Annotated in this window: 20 protein-coding genes; 5 read left to right on the forward strand and 15 right to left on the reverse strand. The window is 58.9% G+C overall.

Annotated elements, in window-relative coordinates:
• Positions 1 to 56 precede the first annotated feature (56 nt).
• The 3 genes from F3J41_RS05500 to F3J41_RS05510 form a co-directional block, all read right to left on the reverse strand.
• A complete protein-coding gene (locus tag F3J41_RS05500; RefSeq protein WP_058758564.1) occupies positions 57 to 1,331 on the reverse strand; it encodes an MFS transporter in 1,275 nt (424 codons plus the stop codon).
• Positions 1,306 to 2,376, reverse strand: a complete 1,071-nt coding sequence (locus tag F3J41_RS05505) for an amidohydrolase (protein WP_166710154.1) — start codon at positions 2,374 to 2,376, stop codon at positions 1,306 to 1,308. The genes F3J41_RS05500 and F3J41_RS05505 overlap by 26 nt, the downstream gene beginning before the upstream one ends.
• A 267-nt stretch (positions 2,377 to 2,643) precedes the next feature.
• Positions 2,644 to 2,826 carry a DUF1289 domain-containing protein gene (locus F3J41_RS05510; protein WP_021506023.1) on the reverse strand — a complete coding sequence of 61 codons (183 nt, stop codon included), beginning with the start codon at positions 2,824 to 2,826 and terminating at the stop codon, positions 2,644 to 2,646.
• 121 nt (positions 2,827 to 2,947) lie between these two features.
• On the opposite strand from F3J41_RS05510, the gene F3J41_RS05515 reads away from it, so the two are divergent.
• The 4 genes from F3J41_RS05515 to F3J41_RS05530 all read left to right on the forward strand — a co-directional run bounded on the left by F3J41_RS05515 (position 2,948) and on the right by F3J41_RS05530 (position 6,145).
• Positions 2,948 to 3,223 (forward strand): metal/formaldehyde-sensitive transcriptional repressor, encoded by a 276-nt coding sequence (locus F3J41_RS05515; protein WP_058769814.1) that lies wholly within the window; start codon positions 2,948 to 2,950, stop codon positions 3,221 to 3,223.
• Between the two features lie 46 nt (positions 3,224 to 3,269).
• Positions 3,270 to 3,620, forward strand: a complete 351-nt coding sequence (locus F3J41_RS05520; RefSeq protein WP_132462501.1) for a DUF3147 family protein — start codon at positions 3,270 to 3,272, stop codon at positions 3,618 to 3,620.
• Positions 3,621 to 3,703: 83 nt separating this feature from the next.
• Positions 3,704 to 4,729: an NADP-dependent oxidoreductase gene (locus tag F3J41_RS05525; protein WP_166710156.1), complete on the forward strand. Its 1,026-nt coding sequence runs from the start codon at positions 3,704 to 3,706 to the stop codon at positions 4,727 to 4,729.
• A 150-nt stretch (positions 4,730 to 4,879) separates the two neighbouring features.
• Positions 4,880 to 6,145 (forward strand): SfnB family sulfur acquisition oxidoreductase, encoded by a 1,266-nt coding sequence (locus tag F3J41_RS05530; RefSeq protein WP_166710158.1) that lies wholly within the window; start codon positions 4,880 to 4,882, stop codon positions 6,143 to 6,145.
• On the opposite strand, the gene F3J41_RS05535 is transcribed toward F3J41_RS05530, so the two are convergent.
• The 6 genes from F3J41_RS05535 to rluF form a co-directional block, all read right to left on the reverse strand.
• Entirely contained in the window at positions 6,142 to 7,506 is a 1,365-nt protein-coding gene (locus tag F3J41_RS05535) for an LLM class flavin-dependent oxidoreductase (protein WP_166710160.1), read from the reverse strand. The genes F3J41_RS05530 and F3J41_RS05535 overlap by 4 nt on opposite strands.
• A 12-nt stretch (positions 7,507 to 7,518) precedes the next feature.
• The gene (locus F3J41_RS05540) at positions 7,519 to 8,493 is read right to left on the reverse strand and encodes an ABC transporter permease (protein WP_081315760.1); all 975 of its coding nucleotides are present in this window, start codon (positions 8,491 to 8,493) and stop codon (positions 7,519 to 7,521) included.
• Positions 8,486 to 9,499 (reverse strand): ABC transporter permease, encoded by a 1,014-nt coding sequence (locus F3J41_RS05545; protein ID WP_021506017.1) that lies wholly within the window; start codon positions 9,497 to 9,499, stop codon positions 8,486 to 8,488. Before F3J41_RS05545 ends, F3J41_RS05540 begins: the two co-directional genes overlap by 8 nt.
• The gene (locus F3J41_RS05550) at positions 9,496 to 11,019 is read right to left on the reverse strand and encodes a sugar ABC transporter ATP-binding protein (RefSeq protein ID WP_166710162.1); all 1,524 of its coding nucleotides are present in this window, start codon (positions 11,017 to 11,019) and stop codon (positions 9,496 to 9,498) included. Before F3J41_RS05550 ends, F3J41_RS05545 begins: the two co-directional genes overlap by 4 nt.
• A complete protein-coding gene (locus tag F3J41_RS05555; protein ID WP_166710164.1) occupies positions 11,009 to 11,995 on the reverse strand; it encodes a sugar ABC transporter substrate-binding protein in 987 nt (328 codons plus the stop codon). Before F3J41_RS05555 ends, F3J41_RS05550 begins: the two co-directional genes overlap by 11 nt.
• A 265-nt stretch (positions 11,996 to 12,260) precedes the next feature.
• Positions 12,261 to 13,142, reverse strand: coding sequence for a 23S rRNA pseudouridine(2604) synthase RluF (gene rluF / locus F3J41_RS05560; protein WP_058774664.1), 882 nt, complete (start codon positions 13,140 to 13,142; stop codon positions 12,261 to 12,263).
• 264 nt (positions 13,143 to 13,406) lie between these two features.
• Here rluF and F3J41_RS05565 point away from each other — a divergent pair, with 264 nt between their 5' ends.
• Complete coding sequence (locus tag F3J41_RS05565; RefSeq protein ID WP_247656251.1) at positions 13,407 to 14,039, forward strand: MmcQ/YjbR family DNA-binding protein; 633 nt, start codon at positions 13,407 to 13,409, stop codon at positions 14,037 to 14,039.
• On the opposite strand, the gene F3J41_RS05570 is transcribed toward F3J41_RS05565, so the two are convergent.
• From F3J41_RS05570 to F3J41_RS05595, 6 genes are all read right to left on the reverse strand, one after another.
• Complete coding sequence (locus tag F3J41_RS05570) at positions 14,023 to 14,967, reverse strand: metallophosphoesterase (RefSeq protein WP_058774662.1); 945 nt, start codon at positions 14,965 to 14,967, stop codon at positions 14,023 to 14,025. The genes F3J41_RS05565 and F3J41_RS05570 overlap by 17 nt on opposite strands.
• Before the next feature lie 12 nt (positions 14,968 to 14,979).
• Entirely contained in the window at positions 14,980 to 15,798 is an 819-nt protein-coding gene (locus F3J41_RS05575) for a carbohydrate ABC transporter permease (RefSeq protein WP_021506011.1), read from the reverse strand.
• A complete protein-coding gene (locus tag F3J41_RS05580; protein ID WP_166710166.1) occupies positions 15,795 to 16,706 on the reverse strand; it encodes a carbohydrate ABC transporter permease in 912 nt (303 codons plus the stop codon). The genes F3J41_RS05575 and F3J41_RS05580 overlap by 4 nt, the downstream gene beginning before the upstream one ends.
• Positions 16,707 to 16,716: 10 nt before the next feature.
• Entirely contained in the window at positions 16,717 to 17,994 is a 1,278-nt protein-coding gene (locus F3J41_RS05585; protein ID WP_058774660.1) for an ABC transporter substrate-binding protein, read from the reverse strand.
• A 27-nt stretch (positions 17,995 to 18,021) separates the two neighbouring features.
• Positions 18,022 to 19,125 (reverse strand): ABC transporter ATP-binding protein, encoded by a 1,104-nt coding sequence (locus tag F3J41_RS05590; RefSeq protein WP_058758581.1) that lies wholly within the window; start codon positions 19,123 to 19,125, stop codon positions 18,022 to 18,024.
• A gap of 156 nt (positions 19,126 to 19,281) precedes the next feature.
• Complete coding sequence (locus F3J41_RS05595) at positions 19,282 to 20,247, reverse strand: sugar-binding transcriptional regulator (RefSeq protein ID WP_021506007.1); 966 nt, start codon at positions 20,245 to 20,247, stop codon at positions 19,282 to 19,284.
• Positions 20,248 to 20,266 lie beyond the last annotated feature (19 nt).

Consider the following 20,266-nt stretch of genomic DNA (forward strand, 5'->3'; position numbering starts at 1 on the left):
AGGTGTTCAACCGTGTCACAGGTTTTAACCTGCCGATTGCGCGACAGGTGCACAGCTTACTGCAACTTCACGCCTTTGGTTTCTGGCGCTAACCAGACCACCACCATCGCGGCAAGAAAGGCGATCACCGTGGTGGCCAGCCCGGCGGTGAATCCTCCAACGCTGGCCACAAAGCCAATCAGCAGCGGCGCGATAAAGCCGCCCAGGCGCCCGCCGTTATACGCCAGCCCCATCAAAAAGCCGCGTGACTGCGTGTCGCCAATGATCTCGGCGAGGAAAGGACCGGAGCCGGCAAAAATACCGTTTACGCCAAAACCTGCCATAAAGATGGCGACCATCAGAATCAGCGGCTGAGTGGTCGCCAGATACATGCCGACCGCCACCGCACCGATAAATAGGTAGAGCAGAAACATCGGCCTGCGCCCCCACTTATCGGCCAGCAGTGAGAACACCAGGAAGCCAGCAATGGCACCGGTTTGCAGTGCCAGCACAAATTTCAGGCTGTGAAGAAAATCGAGATGCTTAACTTCACGAAGATAGGTTGGCGTCCAGGTGAATACGCCCCAGAACAGGTACTGAATGAAAAAGATAAAGGTAAATGCCAGCAGCAATCCTTTGAGGTTGATTTTGCCGGTACCTGCCGTTTTGTTCTGGCGGTGAGCGCGTTCCTGCTGGCGCGCCAGCCAGACAGGTGATTCAGGCGTGATATAAGCAATGACCATCATGATAAACACCGGCAGTGCGCCAATCATGAAAAGGTAGCGCCAGCCGCCGTTTTCCAGCCCGCCGGTCAGGGCCGTCACCAGCGCCGTCAGGCCAATCGCCAGAATCGCCCCCACCGGTAACCCCATTTGCATCAGCGCGCCACCGCGTGCACGACGCTCCGGACGCCATGTTTCGGCGATCAGTGCCGCTCCTGACGTCCACATGCCGCCCATACCCAGCGCACCGCAGAATCGCAGCGCAGCAAACGCCTGAGGATTGTGGGAGAACGCCAGCAGTCCGGAGAAGAGTGAATAGATGGCGATACAGATGAAGGCCGTTCTGACGCGTCCGATCTTATCGGCAACCAGCCCAAAAAGAATGCCACCAATAATCTGCCCGCCTGCCGTGGTGCTGATAAACACGCCAAGTTCTGTTTTGCTGACATCAAATACCACGCCCAGTACCGGTAGTAACAGCGAGAGCAAAAACGAGTCATAGCTTTCAAACGTCCACCCTAACCCGCCCAGCGCCAGCGTCCTTTTTTCTGCCGATGTATACGAGATCGCTGCAGCGGACTCATCCTGCGCCAGGGGAGGCGCTTCATGCAGTCTTGATTTGATATTCATCCATATTCTCCAGGGAGGATAAGCGATAGCGTGCAGCCGCGGTGCGCCAGAACAGCTGTTCTCTTTCGGTTGGCGAAGCGTGCTCAGCCAGCCTTTTACAGGCATTCCAGAATACGCCGTAGCTGAACATCCCTTTGTCGACCGGGAAGTTGCTGGCAAACATACAGCGCCCGACGCCAAACGCGTCAACCAGGGTTTCAAACTGCGGCCGCCAGGCCTGCGAAAGCGTCTGAGAGTCCGGCGGTATGGCATGCTGGGCGAAGGAGTAGCCCATGACGGTCATGCCGAAACCGCTGATTTTGATGCTCACGTTTGGCAACGCCGCCAGCGCAATGATGGCCTTTTTCCATTCCTGGAAGGTGGCATCCCGTTTGTCGGCATACGGCCCGCTACCGATCGGCCCGCCGCAATGGTCCACAATAATCTGCAGATCGGGTAGCGCCCGTGCCAGCTCAGCGATTTCATCGAGTTGGGTGTGATAAACCCAGACATCCAGCGACAGTCCTTTGCGGGCCAGGCATGCGGCACCGCGCCGGAATGCGGCACTGGCCGCCAGACCGGCGGGCGGCGTCACGGGACTGGATACCACGCGTGGGTCATCGTGCCAGGCCAGCGGATTACGCATCCCGCGTAATCGTCCCCCTGAACGTTCCGTCATGCTTTCAATCACCGGCAGCAGGTCATCGCCAGCCAGCAGGCTGGCACCGCCGACAATCGCTTCACAGCCTGCCGCCGCGCCGTAATGGCCGCTGTCAAACATTGCCGCAACGCCGCTGGCAAACTCCACCTCACCGACGGGTTTGAAGGCCTCCGGTCCGTTACGGCGCAGCATTGAACGGCATTGAATGTAGACGGTGGAGAGTATCCGGTGGCCGGACGTTTCGATATCGTGGCTGAATTCAGGCGCCAGATAACGCCCTGACTGGCAGTCCCATAAGTGATGATGCGCATCGACCATCGGCAGGTCGGGCATCAATGCGGGCTCATGATGCAGTGCCAGCCAATGCTCTCTGACAGGCAGATGCGGTGCGTTAACAATCTCCATAGTATCCCCTCTTAACTGCCTGATTTAAATCAGGTCTGTAACGCTGCTGGCATGCCTCATCGGCTAAGCTATGAGTTGCACCAGATAAAACACAGTTTTACATAGTAAATTGACTATAGATTCACCCCATAACCGATAGCCAGCAAAAAGGGGATGTTAATGATGTAAGTAAGATGTTAATCACAAATGTCCTGCTACACCCTCAGGTTTCATTCCCCGGCAGCAGCGTCACCCTCAATGTGTGTCGCCTCGACCTGACGAACAAGACTACGCCTCTCGGGTTTTAAGCGCTTTCAGGCGCGCCGGAAGCGCCCGCTCTGTCGCTTTGCGATGGTAAGGCGAAAGCTTGCGCCAGCTTTGGGTTTCCCCACGGGTGCGTCCGCATCCCTCGCACCAGCCGGTTTTCGTATCAAATACACAGAGATCAATGCACGGTGATTTTGCGGCCATATCCAGCCTCCTGGGATTTGGATGTCAATGTCGGGGTAATCAGTTGCAGGCGACCCGAAAGCGCCGTAAAGTGAGTTATATACTATACCCCAGTATAGAACATGATCAATCGGAGGCAGTAATGGCCCATACCCTGAGAAATCAGAAAAGCTTACTCACCCGCATTCGACGTATAAAAGGTCAGGCGGCGTCGCTTGAAACCGCCGTCGAATCGGGTGAAGAGTGCCTCAAGGTACTGCAGCAGGTCGCGGCAGTGCGCGGCGCTATTAATGGCCTGATGAGCGAATTGCTTGAAGGCCATATACGCGAACATTTGATGAACGCAGAGGCTACGCCGCAGGCGCGAAGTGAGGATCTGGAAGAGATCGTGGCGGTCATTCGTTCTTACCTGAAATAGAACATCAGGCACCCAGCCGGCTTAATGATAATTATCGGGAATAACGATGCTCTGGCTAATCTCAAAATACGCATTAACCGCCTTTATGGTGGTACTGATCTCAGAAGCCGCGAAACGCAGCGATCGTCTTGGCGGCCTGCTCGCCGCTTTACCGCTGGTCACCCTGCTGGTGCTTATCTGGATGAAAATAGAAGGACAAACGCAGGAAAAGATTGCCGCTCACGCATGGTATACGTTCTGGTATGTGGTGCCGACACTGCCGATGTTTATCCTGTTTCCGTTTTTTTACCAGCGCGTCGGCTTCTGGCTCACGCTACTGCTCTCCTGCGTGATTACCGTGGTGCTGTTCGCCCTCTGGGCGCTGTTGCTGAAGCGGTTTGGTATCATTCTGATGTAGGCGCAAGCCGCATCAATCATCCATTCCCTGCCCGGTCATTGGCTACACTTGCTGTTTTACCCGCGCAGAAACAAGGAAATGCTATGACTCAACACGCTTCACTCAATCACGCCTGGCTGCTGGCGTCACGCCCGGACGGCGAGCCGGTGAAAGAGAACTTCCGCTTTGTCGAACAACCGCTGCCGCAGGTGCAGGCGGGACAGATGCTGCTGCGCACCCACTATCTGTCGCTCGACCCGTATATGCGTGGCCGCATGGATGACAGCAAATCCTACGCGCCGCCGGCGCAACTCGACCAGCCGATGGTCGGCGGCACCGTATGCCAGGTGGCGGAATCGCAGCATCCGGACTTCAGCGCCGGCGACTGGGTACTGGCGGCCAGCGGCTGGCAGAGCTATGCCCTGTCCGATGGCACTGGCGTGACTAAAATCGGTCATCTGCCCCATCCATCCTGGGCGCTGGGCATTCTGGGTATGCCGGGCTTTACCGCCTACATGGGCCTGATGGATATCGGTCAGCCCAAAGCCGGTGAAACGCTGGTTGTCGCCGCCGCCACCGGACCGGTGGGTGCCACGGTCGGTCAGCTCGGTAAGCTGAATGGCTGCCGCGTCGTCGGCGTGGCCGGCGGTGAGGAGAAGTGCCGCTACGCGATTGACACCCTCGGTTTTTCCGCCTGTATCGATCATCATCGTGACGATTTCGCGGAACAGCTGGCGGCCACCTGCCCGGGCGGTATCGACATCTATTTTGAAAACGTCGGCGGCAAAGTATTCGATGCCGTCTTCCCGCTGCTCAACACCGCCGCGCGCGTGCCGGTGTGTGGCCTGGTGTCGGGCTACAGCAGTCGCGAACTGCCACCCGGCCCCGATCGCACGCCGCTGATCATGGGCGGGATTCTGAAACGCCGCATCCGTATGCAGGGCTTCATCATCTTCCAGGATTATGGCGATCGCTATCCGGAATTCCTGCAGGCGATGACGCCGCTGGTCGAGCAACAAAAAGTGTTGTACCGCGAACACATGGTAGAAGGGCTGGAGCATGCGCCGCAGGCGTTTATTGACATGCTGAAAGGCAAAAACTTCGGCAAAACCGTGGTGAAAGTGGCGTAGCCAGCGGTTCTCTCCCCGACTGTAAATCCGGCCTTAGTGTGCGAGCACTAAGGCTTTTTTGCGCTTTGCTTAACCGCTATTGAGATATAAGCCCTCCACGTGCGCATGCGATGATGCCCTCCTCTATCCTCTTCTACCGGAGAAGTCATTATGTCGCTGACCTTAGCCGACTCCGCGGCGCTGCCGCGTAAAGTCAATACGCAACAGACGGAAGCACCGGTGCCATTACCGGCTGGCGCCGCGCATATCATTCGCGACGATGCGGAAGCTATCGCCGTAGCCCATCAGTTGGCGGCCAGCTTCGCGCGCGAGGCGGCACTGCGCGATCGTGAGGGCATTCTGCCCCTCAAAGAGCTGGATGCGTTCTCGCAAAGCGGCCTGTGGGCAATGGCCATCCCCAAAGCCTGGGGCGGAGCGGGCGTGTCGTGGACCACCGTGGCCAGGGTGATCGCCATCATTTCAGCTGCCGATCCGGCGCTCGGTCAGCTGCCGCAAAACCATCTGGCCGGTGTGGCCCATCTGCTGGAAGACGGTAGCGAAGCACAAAAACAGGTACTGCTGAGCGAGGTACTGGCCGGGCTGCGCTGGGGTAACGCCTTCTCGGAGAAGCATGGCCGCACGGTCGCCGATTTTCAGACGCGCTTTCGGCGTGACGGTGATGAGGTGGTGATTAACGGGGAAAAATTTTATGCCACTGGCGCGCTGCTGGCGCATCGAATCCATGCCGTGGCGCTGGACGAGCAGGACCGGGCGCATCTGATTGTGCTCGATCGCGACACGCCGGGCATCAGCGTCATTAATAACTGGTCGGCCTTTGGTCAGCGCACGACGGCTTCCGGTACCGTACTGCTGGAGAATGTCCGCGCCCCGCTGTCGCGCGTTATTCCAACCTGGCAGGCGTTTGAGCGGCCAACCGCTGCCGGGCCGATTTCACAGATCATTCAGGCGGCGGTGGATGTCGGTATTGCGCGCGGCACCATTGAAGACACCCTGCAATTTGTTCGCGAACGCTCGCGGCCGTGGATTGACAGTGGCCAGGCGCGCGCTGCCGATGACCACTTCACGCTGGCGGCAGTCGGTGATTTGAAAATCCGCCTGCACGCTGCCGAAGCGCTGCTGTGGCAGGCCGGAGCAGCGATTGACGCCGCGCTGGCGCAGCCCGATGAGACCAGCGTGGCACGCGCGACCGTGGCCACCGCCGAGGCCAAAGTGCTGACGACGGAGATCGCTCTGCTTGCCGGTAACAAACTGTTTGAGCTGGCTGGCACCCGCGCCACGCTGCAGGAGTTTAATCTGGACCGCCACTGGCGCAACGCGCGCACCCATACGCTGCACGATCCGGTGCGCTGGAAGTATTACCACGTGGGTAATTATTATCTCAACGGCACGCCGCCGCCGCGCCATGCGTGGAGCTAAGGGCGGCGGAAGCGCGTTGCCGGATGGTCAGCTGCCAGGCGCGGCTGACCCGTGAGACGTTCACGCAAGGTTAACGGCTGTGCTGGCTGAGGACGCACCCGCCCGCGCTGGCGCAGCACCGGCATGACCCAGGCAATGAAATCGTTGAAGCTGCCCGGGCTAATAGCCCAGCCCAGATTAAAGCCGTCCACGCCCGATTCTGCCGCAAACTGATCCAGCCGATCGGCAATGGTTTCGCCGCCGCCCACCAGCAACGGATGCAGACCACCGATACCGATGTAGCGTGCTGCCTCACGCAGCGTCCAGCGTTTTTGATCGTCAATTCGCGTCAGGCTGGCCAGCGCCGAACGGCAGGCGTCGGTTTCGCGAAAGGCCAGCGGCATGTCCGGATCCTCCTGCGACCAGTCGATACCGGTCCACGCCGAGAAGAGCGCCAGCGCAGCCTCTTCACTGATGTATTGCTGATAATCCTCAAGTTTGGCCCGGGCGGCATCATCATCCTCGGCCGTGATCACCGTGATGGCTGTGACAAAACGCAGCGACGCCGGATCGCGCCCTTCTGCCACGGCCAGCTGACGAATGCGCTGAATATCGCTGGCAATCGCCTGCGCGGTGACGCCACCGAGGAAAATGACTTCTGCGTTACGGGCAGCAAACTGCGCACCGCGTGCCGAAGTGCCAGCCTGAAACAGCACCGGGGTGCGCTGTGGGCTGGGCTCACTGAGATGTGCATCCGGCACCTGATACCAGCGACCATAATGCTGAATAGCGTGCACTTTTTGCGGATCGCTATACAGGCTGTTGGCTTTATCGCGGCTAACCGCATCTTCCTCCCATGAGCCTTCCCACAGCTTCGCGGTCACATCCAGAAACTCCTGTGCGCGATCGTAACGCTCATCATGCGGCAGCTGCCGGGTCAAACCCAGATTGCGCGCCGCGGAATCAAGCATGGAAGTCACCACGTTCCAGGCGATACGCCCGCGGGTGAGATGATCAAGCGTCGTGAACTTGCGCGCCAGCAAATAAGGATGTTCGTAGGTGGCAGAGACCGTAATACCGAAACCGAGGTGCTGCGTGACGGCTGCCATGGCTGAGACCAGCAGCAGCGGATCGTTCACCGGCATCTGAGCGGCCAGGCGCAACGCCGCGTCCGGCTTGCCCTGCCATACATCCAGTTGTCCCAGCGCATCAGCAATGAACAGCGCATCAAAACCTGCGGTATCAAGCTGCTGCGCGAGGGTCGTCCAGTAATCCAGCTCGGTATAGCGGTGCGCCTGATCCTGGGGATGTCGCCACAATCCGGCAGAGAGATGACCAGGGACATTCATCATGAACGCAAACAGCAAAAACGGTGAAGGCATCCGTTACCCTCCTCAGACAGGGCGACGCGCACGCAGCGCACCCACGGCCAGTACCACAAAGATCAGTGCGCCGGTTGCCACCTGCTGCCAGTAAAAGTTCCAGCCGACCAGCAACAGTCCGTTGGCGATGAAACTCAGCAGCACGACACCCAGCAGCGTACCCGGTACATTCGGGCGGCGCGAAGGCGCGAAGGTCGCGCCAATAAAGCTGGCACCGATGGCATTCAGCAGATAGGCATTGCCCGATAACGGTACCCAGGCTTTGACATTGGCGGCGAGAATTAACCCGACGATGCCGGCGACCAGTGCACTGAATATGAATGCCAGCGCGGTGAGACGTTTGACCGCCACGCCAGAATGATGCGCTACGCTGAGCTGTTCACCCATCATGCGCAGTGCGCGACCGCTGGCGCTGCGGTGCAACAGTTGATACAGCACCAGCGCCACGCCCAGCAACAGCCAGAGCGGTAGTGGAACGCCAAGTAGCGTGCCGTGACCAATAGCGGTAAAACCCGCCGGCAGCGTCTGGCTTAGCAGATAGACCGGCTGCCCACCGTTGGACGACAGTTGCTGTACGCTCTGACCAATAAACAGCGTGCCAAGCGTGGCGAGAAACGGCTCAACGCCGAGTTGTGTCACCAGAAAAGCGTTGAACACGCCTACCAGCAGTGCCGCCGTCAGCGCACCCAACAGCGCCAGCGGCAGCGCGACCTGATGCAGTACCAGCGTCACCAGCACCAGGCAGGCGACATCAATCGCCGTACCGACGGACAGATCGATCGCGCCGATACGCGTGACCAGCGTCATGGCCAGCGCCACAATCGCCAGCGGTGCGACATTATTCAGCAGCACGCTACGAATGTTGGCGACAGTGGCAAACGCGGGCGCGGCGATGATGAAAAACAGCAGCAGCGCAACAAAGGTCAGCACCATCAGGCTGCGCAACAGCCCCGGCACTTTTTTACCGCTCAGGCTCAGTTCAGACATGAGATGCCCTCCCCGCCTGACGGCGCCGCAGTAGCGCGGTCAGCGCCACAACCAGCAGGATGAGCACACCCTCGACGCCGTTAATCCAGTAACTTGAGACGTTAACCAACTGAAAGCCGTTGGCTATCAGACTCAGAAACAGCGCGCTGATCAGTGCACCGCCCAGGGTCGGTACCAGGCGACGCGAAAACACCACGCCGAGCAGCGCGGCGGCAATCACCATCAGCAGATTGTCGTTAGCGCCCGGCGAACTGCCGCTGAGCAGCGCCACCGAGGCAATGGCTGCCAGTGCAGCGCTGAAGCCGCACAGCACATAACTCAGACTTTGATAGCGCGCCACGCTAATGCCCGCCGCGTTGGCGGCCTGCGGATGGCTACCCACCGCCTGCAGGCGCAGGCCAAACGCGGTGAAACGACTGAGCGCGAGTGCACTCAACGCCAGCAGCAGAAATCCCCAGCCGAGCCAGGAAACGCCCAGTGGTCCGCTGGCTATCAGCAGGTTTTGCAGCGCGCTGCTGGCTGAAATCGACGCGTTTCCGCTCAGTACCATCTCCAGTCCCATGGCGATGTTCATGCTGGTCAGCGTCGCCAGCAGGGGCAAAATACCAAGCCAGACAATCGCCAGGGCATTGAATATCCCCACGGCGATGCCGGTGAGCAGCGTGAGCAGCAGCGCATAAGTGACAGAGTGTTGCTCAGCGATCTGCGCCGCGAATACCGCGGCACACAACCCCATATTAGCGGCAATGGATAAATCAATGCCGCCGCTAATCCCCTGAACACCGCCACCGCTTAGCACCAGCGTCAGACCCAGCGCCAGCGTTCCCACCACCGCCGTTTGCTGCAATACATTACCGAGGTTGATCACGCTGAGGAAAATAGGCGACAGCCAGGCAAATACCGCCAGCACCAGTACAATAATCAGCAGCGCGACGTGCTGCAGCCACGGCTGCCCCTGCGGTTTGCCTGCCGCCGTCACCACCGCCGGTTGGCTCAGTTCACTCATAGGATTTGCTCCGTCAATGCGCCCGTGCCGGAAGCCAGGGACAGAATCTCCTGGTGACTGGTGTGCCGGGCGGACAGCGTGGCGACCTGCTCGCCGCGCGCCAGCACAATAATGCGGTCGGCGAGCGTTTGCAGTTCCAGCAGATCGGTGGAAAACAGGATAATCACCGCCCCGGCGGCCGCCAGCTGCTGCAGGGTTTGATAAATGGCGGCCTTGGCGGCAATGTCGACGCCAACCGTGGGCTCATCCAGCAGATAGAGCGTGGCGTGGGTGTTGAGCCATTTCGCCAGCACCGCTTTTTGCTGATTTCCGCCGGACAGCTGACGCAGCGGTGCCAACTGGCCCGGTGTGCGGATCACCAGCTGGCGGATGTTGTCCGCCACTAGCACGGTCTCGGCGGTTGCGGAGACGCCGCCCCAGCGCAGCAGGCGCTGCACGGTCGTCAGGGTGATGTTGTCGCGCAGGCTCACATCGAGCGCGATGCCGTTGGCGCGGCGATCTTCCGGCACCAGCGCGATGCCACGTTTCACCGCGGCATGTGGCGAAGCCGGTACGCCGTGCGTCTCACCTACGCGCAGCGTCCCGCTCACGCCACGTTCCAGACCAAACAGTGCGCTGATTAACGCCTTCCCTCCGGAGCCCAGCAGGCCGGTAATGCCAACGATCTCGCCACGTCGTGCGCTGAAACAAACATTGTGAAAGCGACCCGGCGCGCTCAGGGCGTCTACGGTCAGCACCGGCTCGCCGTCAGGTGGCAGACCGCGCGGTGCAATCGCCTGCTGCGTCTCACCGATCATGGCATTAATCAGCGCCTGCGGAGAAAGGGCGTCGCCGGTAAAATGCGCGACGTCTTTACCATCGCGCAGCACCGTAACCCGCTGGCACAGCGCCTGGATTTCATCGAGATAGTGAGAAACGTAGATCAGTGCGATCCCCTGCTGACGCATACGTTCAATAACGCGAAACAGCGCCTGCACCTCGTGGCGCGCCAGCGCGGCGGTCGGTTCATCCAGTACCACCACGCGCGGCGCGCGCTGTAATACGCGACAGATCTGCACCAGTTGCTGTTCCGCCACACTTAACCCGGCGATCAGCGCATCGGGATCGATCTGCAGATCGAAGTGCTGTTGCAGTAGCTGCCGCGCCTGCTGCCGCATACGCCGGCGATCGATAAACGGTGTGCTGCCAATCCGTGGCTCATTACCGAGCAGCAGCGCTTCCGCCACCGTCAGCGTGCCTGGCAATAGCCGCTCCTGATGAACAATGGCGATGCCCTGCTGTTGTGCCTGAGCCGGACTGGTCAACACCAGTGGCCGGCCTTCCAGCGTCACGCTGCCCTCATCGGCAGCGTGGATGCCGCCCAGCACTTTGATCAGCGTCGATTTTCCGGCTCCGTTATGCCCAATCAGCCCATGCACTTCGCCGGCGTGGACATCAAGCGATACCGCTTGCAGCGCGGGAATGCCGTCAAAAGCTTTACTGATCTGGCGCAGCTGCAGTCGCACTGTCTTATTTATCATCGCTCTGGCCCAGCGTTTGCTGCGCCTGCGCCGCATTCTCTTTGGTGACCAGAATGGCCGGAACATAGGTGGCAGGCGGAAGTGAACGATCGCCGGCAAGGTATTTCGCCACATTTTGTACCGCAGTCTGTCCGATCAGATAAGGTTGCTGCGCCACCACCGCCGCCGCGCTGGATTTCGGATCTTTCACCAGCGAGACCACGTCCGGGCTGCCGTCCACGGCGTAAGTTTTGATTTCACTGCGACCGGCAGCATCAACCGCCTGAGTGGCACCAATCTGCGGTACGTCCCATGCCGCCCAGATAGCCTGTACTGACCCTTGCAGATACTTGTTAAGCAGCTGACTAATCTGCGCATAGGCATCCTGCACGGTATTGGGAATTACGTCGCGCAGTTCGGGCTGAATGATTTTAATTTTCGGATACCATTTCAGCACGGCTTTTAACTGGTCATAGCGCATCGCCACCACCGGCACGCCATAAAAACCATTAAACACCAGAATATTGCCTTCGCCGCGCAGATCATTGACCAGTTTTAATGCCAGCTGCTCGCCAATATAAAAGTTATCGGAGGTCGTGACGTTAATACTGGATGGGCTGGCGGTATCCACGGTAAATAAGGGAATGCCGGCGTCGCGAATTTTTTTCAGCCAGGGTTCCAGCACTGAGGCGGTGCCCAGCGTTTCAATAATGGCATCCGGTTTTTGTGCAATCAGCGTTTGAATTTGCGCGATCTGCTGTGACTCTTTGCGTCCGCCATCCAGCGCGATAGGCGTGCCACCCAGCCGCTTTACTTCATCAATTTGTCCCTGATAGGCTTTCAGATCCCAGTAGTGATCGGTACCGGCCACGGTAATACCGATACGTTTACCGGCCAGTGAGGGAATGGATGCATCAGCGGCGCGAGCGTGCAGCGACAAGCCGGCGAGCAGCGATGCAGAGGCCAGTAATAGTCCGGCCAGGCGGTGTTTATGCATTGTTTATATCCCTGGAAAAGGTTCAGCTAAATAAGGTGAGTGACGCCTGCTATCCGGCGTATAGCTGAAAATTATCACAGTCACTATTTATCCCTAATGCCATTTTCTCCTTTGGATATGCAGCGGATTTGCATATTGATTGCGTGAAAAAGCATGACCGGGCGCAGATATTCTGACGCCCGGTTATAAATAATAAAAACGTGGCTGGAATGAAGGCGTGCGGCGCTAAAGATACGTGATGGTCGCGGGCGCCGCGGGTGTGATTTTAACGCCCTTTTTTCTTGCGTCCCGGCTGGGTAAAGCGCTTGCGGTTAGCGCCCTGACCCGCTTTGTCACTCTGTTTCGGTGCGCTGACGGCCGGTTTTTTCGCGGCGGGCGTCGCCGCTTTCTTCTTCGCCTGTGCCTGCTGCGTTTTTTGATCTTCTGACGACGAATCCTCAATCAGCTTAAACAGGTCGATCAGTTCATCGTCCGTCAGATCGCGCCACTCACCGAGCGGGATACCTTTCAGGCTCACGTTCATGATCCGCGTGCGCTCCAGCTTCGTCACATCATAGCCAAAGTGTTTGGCCATGCGGCGAATCTGCCGGTTCAGTCCCTGCACCAGGATAATACGAAATACAAAGGTCGACTCCCGCTTCACTTTGCATTTTTTCGTCACTGTGCCGAGCATCGGTACGCCCGCCGCCATGCCGGCAATAAACTCATCGGTGATCGGCTTATCCACCGTGACCACGTACTCCTTTTCGTGATTGTTACCGGCGCGCAGGATTTTATTCACCAGATCGCCGTGATTGGTGAGGAAAATCAGCCCCTGCGAGTCTTTATCCAGCCGGCCAATCGGAAACACGCGCTTGCTGTGGTTGACGAAGTCACCAATGTTGTCACGCTCGCCCTCTTCCATGGTGGTGACAATGCCCACCGGCTTGTTGAGGGCGATTAATACCAGATCGTCTTCGTTGCGCGGTTCAATCAACCGCCCGTTGACTTTGACCTCATCCCCGGCGAACACCTGCGCACCGACGCTGGCGCGTTTGCCGTTAATGAAAACGTTGCCTTGTTCGATGTAACGATCGGCGTCACGGCGCGAGCAGATTCCGCTCTCGCTGATGTATTTATTCAGGCGCGTGGATGAGTTGGGCAGCATGGTTCCTCCGAAAAAAAACGGACTATACAGCATGTGCGCGCGTTGCGTAAGGCTGGGTTAAGCGTCCGGTGGCGGTTGTGCTTTGCGGTGTGATATGGCGAAAAAGCGGTACCGGGTGCCATAGCGATTTATGGCACATAAAAATCCCTCCTGTCGGTTAAAATAGCCCGCTCGCCCCTGAGTAAACTCCGGATATTGTGAACATCTCACCGTTAACCAGGCATGAAAATGTACAACGTAAATCATCTTTTCGTCAGCCGGGAAATGAATGTGAAAAAGCTGCTGGCTTACGGTTTCCGCAAGGACGGGCAGGATTACGGCTACCGCTGTGATGTGATGAATAAACAGTTCACCCTGCAGGTAAACATCACTACTCAGGGTGACATTGCCGCCACCATTATCGATAAAGTCACAGGAGAAGATTACATTCTTCACCGTATTACTTCTGCCACCGGTGCCTTTGTGGGACAGGTTCGTGAAGAACATGACGCTATCTTGCTGGATATCGCAGAAAAATGTTTCCCGCAGAAGCATTTCAAAACAACGCAGGCCGATGCGATCGTTCAGCACCTGAAACAGCAGTATCAGACTGAGCTGGAATTCTTATGGCCGCGCTTTCCTGAAAACGCCATCTTTCGCCGCAACGATAATCAAAAGTGGTTCGGCGCGCTGTTGATGATTCACAGCAGCAAGCTGGGCCGACCGGATGATAGCCTGATTGAAATCGTCAATATTAAAGTCTCGCCGCAGACGATCGCTTCGCTGGTCGATGGCGAGGTTTATTTCCCGGGCTACCATATGAACAAAAAGCATTGGGTCACCCTGTGTCTGGATGGATCAGTCCCGACGACCGAGGTTTTGTTGCGCATTGACAACAGTTTTAACCTGGCCGGCTAGCCATCGGCGCGGCACCGTATACCTCTTCGCGGCTGATTTCGCCGCCCCATCCCCGCAGCCGCAACGTCTCGCCCGTCAGTTCCACCACCGCAAAGGGCACGCGCGACGGGCCATCCAGCATCCCCTGCAGGGTTATAAACACGGTATCCGCGCGCCGATGATAGCCGCCGCGATGATCATGGCCGGCAAAACAGGCGCGCACGCCATAGCGGCAGAACAGCGCTGCCAGTTGCGCGCCGTTGAGCAGACTGTGGCTGTAGCCCGGTGCCAGCGGATAATGGCCGAACACCACCACCTGCTGGCCGCAGGTGCGGGCCTCAATAAGCTGCGTTTCCAGCCACGCCAGCTGCGTCGCACCGACCGCGCCATTCCACGGCTGCGCCTGCGGTTGCTGGCGCGCCTGTAAATCAGCCAGCAGTGCGGCCGCGCGCTGGCGATCGTCGCCGTTGTGTTGATTGCAGTACAGGCTGATATCGTTGCCGTCGTAGACAATAAAGCGCCAGCCCGGCAGCTGAAAGGCATAGTAACTTTTTGGCAGCGGCAGCGCGTCATCAAAGTGCTGCGCGATGGTCTGGGCGTCGTGATTCCCCAGCACCACGGCATGCGGATGGAGTAGCCGATCGTAGAGCGGCAGCAGCGTTGCATAGCTGGCCCAGTGGCGATCCACCAGATCGCCGAGCGTAACGACAAAATCCAGCGGCTGCTGATTGAGCGCGGTTATCGCCTGCGGCAGCTTATGCAGCGCATGACGATAGTAGAGATTCGCCGGGACATCCGCCTCAATGTCAGCATATTGCGGATCGGCCAGCAGCCCGAAGCGCAGCGTGCCGTCGAGCGGTGCCGCGCGTAAATCCGGTAACTGATACAGCTCAGCGACATCACCCAGCCGCTGGCGTTGCGCTGCGGTTAGCGCATGGGCATATCCCATCTCTGGCTCTCCTTAGCGAATACCGGCACGCATGAATGACTGAATAAACTGCCGCTGGAACAGCAAAAACAGCAGCAGCAACGGCAAGGTGGTCATCAGCGTTGCTGCCCCAATCAGCGCCCACTGCACGCCCTGCTCCGGCGCGGAAAACAGCTGCAGCCCGACGGTTAACGGACGCACCTGAACCGAGTCGGTGATCACCAGCGGCCAGAGAAAATCGTTCCAGTGGAAGCTGATCGAGACCAGCGCGAACGCCACATAGATTGGCTTTGCCAGCGGAATGTAGATGTGGCGCAGAATGTAAAACCGGCTGGCCCCCTCAACGGTTGCCGCCTCTTCCAGCACCAGCGGAATGCTTTTGAATGTCTGCCGCAGCAGAAAGATGGCGAACGCCGAGGCAAAGTACGGCAGCGCAATGCCGGTCAGGGTATCGCGCAGCCCGAGCGCGCTGATGGTGCGGTAATTATTCAGAATCAGCACATCCGGGCTGATCATCAGCTGCAGCAGAATCAGCGCGAAGAGGAAACCGGAAAATTTCAGGCGGAACCGCACCAGGGCATAAGCGGCCAGCGTGGCCAGCACCAGCTGGACCACCACAATCATCAGCACCAGCAGCGTGGTATTGAGGAAGTAGCGGGCAAACGGTGCCGCGTGCCAGGCATTGATGAAGTTCTCCAGCGTCAGCGGTGCCAGCAGCGAAAAGTGCCCCTGTCCGGCGGCCGGATGAATGGCAATCCACAGCGCCACCAGCATCGGCAAGCTCCACAGCAGCGCGGCCAGCCAAATCAGCAGGTTGAGCGCAAAACCGCCCGGAGAGGATGCAGCTTTCATTGATAATGGGCTCGCTTATCCAGCAGATGAAATTTGATCAACGCAATCGATCCGAGGATCACCAGCAGCACCACCGTCATGGCCGACGCGGCTGGCATGTCCCAGAAACTGAACGCGGTACGATAGATATAAAACAGCAGCAGGCTACTGCTGTTGTTCGGGCCGCCGTTGGTCATGGCAATCACCTGATCGACAATGCGGAAGGCGTTCATCGAGGCGTTGATCAGCACAAACAGCGTGGTTGGCAACAGCAGCGGCCACTGCACGCGGCGGAAAAAGTAACGGCGCGATGCGCCTTCAATGGCGGCGGCTTCGCTGAGGCGCGGATCGATCTGCTGCAGGGCGGCGAGGTAAAAGATCATGAAAAAACCCGCCTCGCGCCATACCGAAACCGCCATCAGGCAGTACAGCGTGGTATCCGGCTCGCCGAGCCAGTTAACCGCCGGTAGCGAAAACCATGCCAGCAGGCTATTCAGGATGCCAAGCTGCGGCGTGTAGAAAAACAGCCACAGGTTGGCGATGGCGATCATCGGCAGCAGCGACGGAATGAAGAAGGCCGCACGCACCAGCGCGTTGCCGCGCAGCCGACGATTGACCGCCAGCGCCATCAGCAGCGCCAGCGTCACCGCCAGCGGAATGGTGATCAGCGCATACAGCAGGTTATTCCACAGCGACTGCATAAAAATGTCGTCATCCAGCAGCGCGCGATAGTTATCCAGCCCGACAAAATGGGCCGGATGCGAAGCGCGCGCGGCGCTAAACAGGCTCTGCCACAGCGTGGCCAGCGCCGGATAATGGGTAAACAGCAGCAGGAAGCTGAGCGCGGGCAGCAGCAGCAAATAGCCGCTGAACTGCAGTGACCACCCGCGCGAGCGCAGCGTGGCGGCGCTGCCAGAGAATGAGCTCATCACGCGGCCATCACTGATAGTTTTTCAGCAGGCGGTCAGCCTGTTTCTGCGCATCGGCCAGCGCCTGGGCCGGGGTTTTGCTCTGCGTCACCGCTGCTTCAATGGCGTGATTGAGCGCGTCCTGAATCTGCACGCTGTTGTAGGTCGAGAGCTCCGGCTGAGCATATTTTAGCTGCTCACGCGCCACCAGTGCCTGAGGCACCTGCTGCACATAGGCTTTCATTGCCGCTGTGTCCCACGCTGCCGGCGAGGTGGCGACATAGCCGGTAGCGATACTCCAGCGCGCGGCCTGTTCCGGTGCGGTGACCCAGCGGATGAAGCGCATCGCCGCCTGCTGCTGCGCCGGTGAAGCGCTTCTGAACACGTACAGGTTGCCGCCACCGGTCGGGCTGCCGCGCTGGGTTTTCTCCGGCAGCATGGCGACGCCAAACGGGAAGGTCGCGTTATCGTGCACGTTGGTCAGGTTACCGGTGGTAGTGACCATCATGGCCGTTTTACCACTGATAAAGTCCTGCGGCGTGGTGCCCCAGGCAATCGCGCCTTTCGGCGAGACTTCCTCTTTCTGGCCGAGGTCGGTCAGCCACTGCAGGGTTTCCACGTTGCCCGGCGTGTTGAAATACACGGCGTTGCCCTTACCGTTATCCAGCCGTCCGCCATTGGTGGCTGCCAGCCCCTGGAAATTCCAGTAGCCGTTCGGCGTGGAAGGGATCTCAATGCCCCACTGGCTGACGCCGCTGGCCTGTTTCAGCGTCAGTTTTTTGCTGAATGCCACCACCTGCTGCCAGGTGGCGGGCGGTGTATTCGGATCGAGGCCGGCTTTCTCAAATGCCTGTTTATTCCAGTACATCACCACGGTTGAGCGCTGAAAAGGCACGCCCCACACTTTGCCCTCAATGCGACGCAGAAAGGCCGGATAGAAGCTGTCGATCCATTTTTTTCCCTCTTCACCCGTGGCTAAATCACTGGCGGCGACAATGGCACCGGCATCCATTAGCGACCAGGCTTCGATATCGCCCATCACCGCCAGCTGCGGCGCGTTGCCACCGCGAAACGCCGTCAGCGCTTTGGTCACGGTGGTGGCGTAATCGCCGGTGTAGACCGGCTGAATGCTGATCTCAGGGTGCTGTTTTTCAAAATCCGCCACCAGGGCTTCCACGGTGTGGCTGACTTTACCGCCGACCGCAATCGGATAGTACATCTGTAATTTCACCGGCTCAGCAGCAAACACTGACGCGGAGGCACACAGCATAACGACACAAGCCAGAGGCGAGAAACGGATCGCAGACATGATTTTCCCTTGAATAAACGACAACGGTTAAACAGCGTATTTTTTCTCAGCGAGCAACATCGGGTGTTCAGCAGCGACACAGCGCTGGCCGCTGGTGGTGGAAAACAGGTATTGCCGGCTGGTGGACCACTGCAGGCCGACCAGGCTGTCATCCGTGAAGCGCTGCAGGCCGGGCACTTTGACGGTCAGTGATTCCGTGATGCCGGGCAACCGACAGACCAGCAGCGTATCCGCGCCCATGTATTCGTAGCTCACTACCCGCGCACTCAGCGCGGCCTGCTGCGGGGCGACCAGCTGGATATCCTCCGCGCGCAGGCCCAGACTCAGCGCCGTTTCGCCGGCATAGCTCAGCAGCGGTGTGCTGAGATGGCTGAGGTAGTGATGCGCGCCTTTGCTGTGCAGTGGCAGGATATTCATTGGCGGTGCGCCAATAAACTGCGCGGCAAAACAGCTCGCCGGCTGGTTGTAGAGCTGGTCTGGCGTGCCGTGCTGCTCAATGCGGCCATCGTTGAGCAGAATGATGTGATCGGCCATGCTCATCGCTTCGGTCTGATCGTGGGTGACGTACAACATGGTGAGCCCGAGCTGCTTTTGCAGCGCGCGGATTTCGCGCCGCATGCTCTGACGCAGTTTGGCATCCAGGTTGGATAACGGCTCATCCATCAGGCACAGCGTATTGTTGGCGATCACCGCCCTGCCCAGCGCCACGCGCTGCTGCTGCCCGCCGGAGAGCTGTGAAGGCAGGCGCGCCAGCAGCGGTTCCAGCTCAAGCAGTGCGCTGACCTGCGCCAGCCGGGCGGCAAACTGTTGCTTATCTTCACCGCGCGCCTTCAGGCCAAACAGCAGATTTTCCCGCACGCTCAGGTGAGGAAACAGCGCGTAAGACTGAAACACCATCGACAGCTTGCGCTGCGCCGGTGGCAGAGGCGTGACGTCGGTGTGATTGAAATAAATGCGGCCGCTGTCGGCCGTTTCCAGCCCGGCGAGGGTGCGCAACAGCGTCGATTTACCGCAGCCTGAAGGCCCCAGCAGTGCGACGAAACTGCCTTGCGCCACGTCGAAGCTGATATCCTGCAGCGCGATTTTATCGCCCCAGGTTTTGGTGATGTGTTGCAGCGAGAGATGGCTCATGCATCCGCAGTCCTGAAATCAGAATGGCGGTAAGCTAGCTGAGGCGGATGAAAGATTTATGGCGCTGACGTGACGGTTGAGTGATGGACGGCGACCTGGCGCAGAATCCCCCTCACCCGGCGCACCCGCAGGCCGCGCCGGGCAGGCGCTTATGCGTTACTGCGACATGCTCAGAATGGTGCGGATGTTTTGCGCCGTGGTGGCAATGATATCGATAGCGCCGGTGCGCAGCGCGCCGAGGATCGCCATGGCTTTGGTGTTTTCAGCGGCAATGGCAATCACGCAGGGAATTTTACGCAGCTCGTCGATACTCAGGCCAATTACCCGGTCGTTCATCACCGTATCCACGTGCTGGCCCTGGGCATTGAAAAAATCATAGCCGGCCACATCACCGGTCACGCCCTGATTGACGCTGGCATCAATGATTTCATGCGGTGTGAACCAGCCGAGCTTCACCATATAGCTGTTTTCGTTCATGTCGCCGATGCCCACCAGTGCCACATCCGCTTTCCGCGCGCGGTCGAGCGTCTCTTTGATGGTGCCGTTTTGCATGAAGGCGTCGCGTAGCGCCCGGTTTTCGACGTAAGCCGGGGCGTACAGGGTTTCGCTGATGCCGCCAAACTTTTTGGCCAGCCGGCGGCTGATGTGGTCCGCGTTGATGGCATCCCCCGGACGATGGGTGCCGCCGATGCCGCTGATAAACAGGCAGTTGCGCGTCGGCACCTGACCGGGATAATCGGCGACGGCCGCCACGTTGCGCCCCTGGCCCACGGCGACAATGGCGTTGTCTTTCAGCGACTGCGCGAGATGCGCCGACACCAGCGCCGCCACCTGACGCCGCTGCTCGTCGCTGTCTGGCGAATCGAGGGCAATCAGCGCGCGCTGCAGATGAGGAAAGCGCGTCTGCAACTGCTGTTCCAGCCGCGTACTGAACACCGGATGGTAGCGCACATTGATCTCGACGATGCCCTCTTCACGCGCGCGTTTCAGCAGTCGCCCCACCTTGATACGGGAAATCCCAAACTTACGCGCAATCTCCTCCTGGGTGATTTCGTCCTGATAGTAGGCGACGGCAATTTCCGTCAGCAGCTCGGAGTCCTGAGAAAGCGTGTTTTTTTCCATCCGTTACCTGTCTTGTATC

The organism is Pantoea sp. Ap-870 (genome assembly GCF_011752515.1).
GTDB lineage: Bacteria > Pseudomonadota > Gammaproteobacteria > Enterobacterales > Enterobacteriaceae > Pantoea > Pantoea dispersa.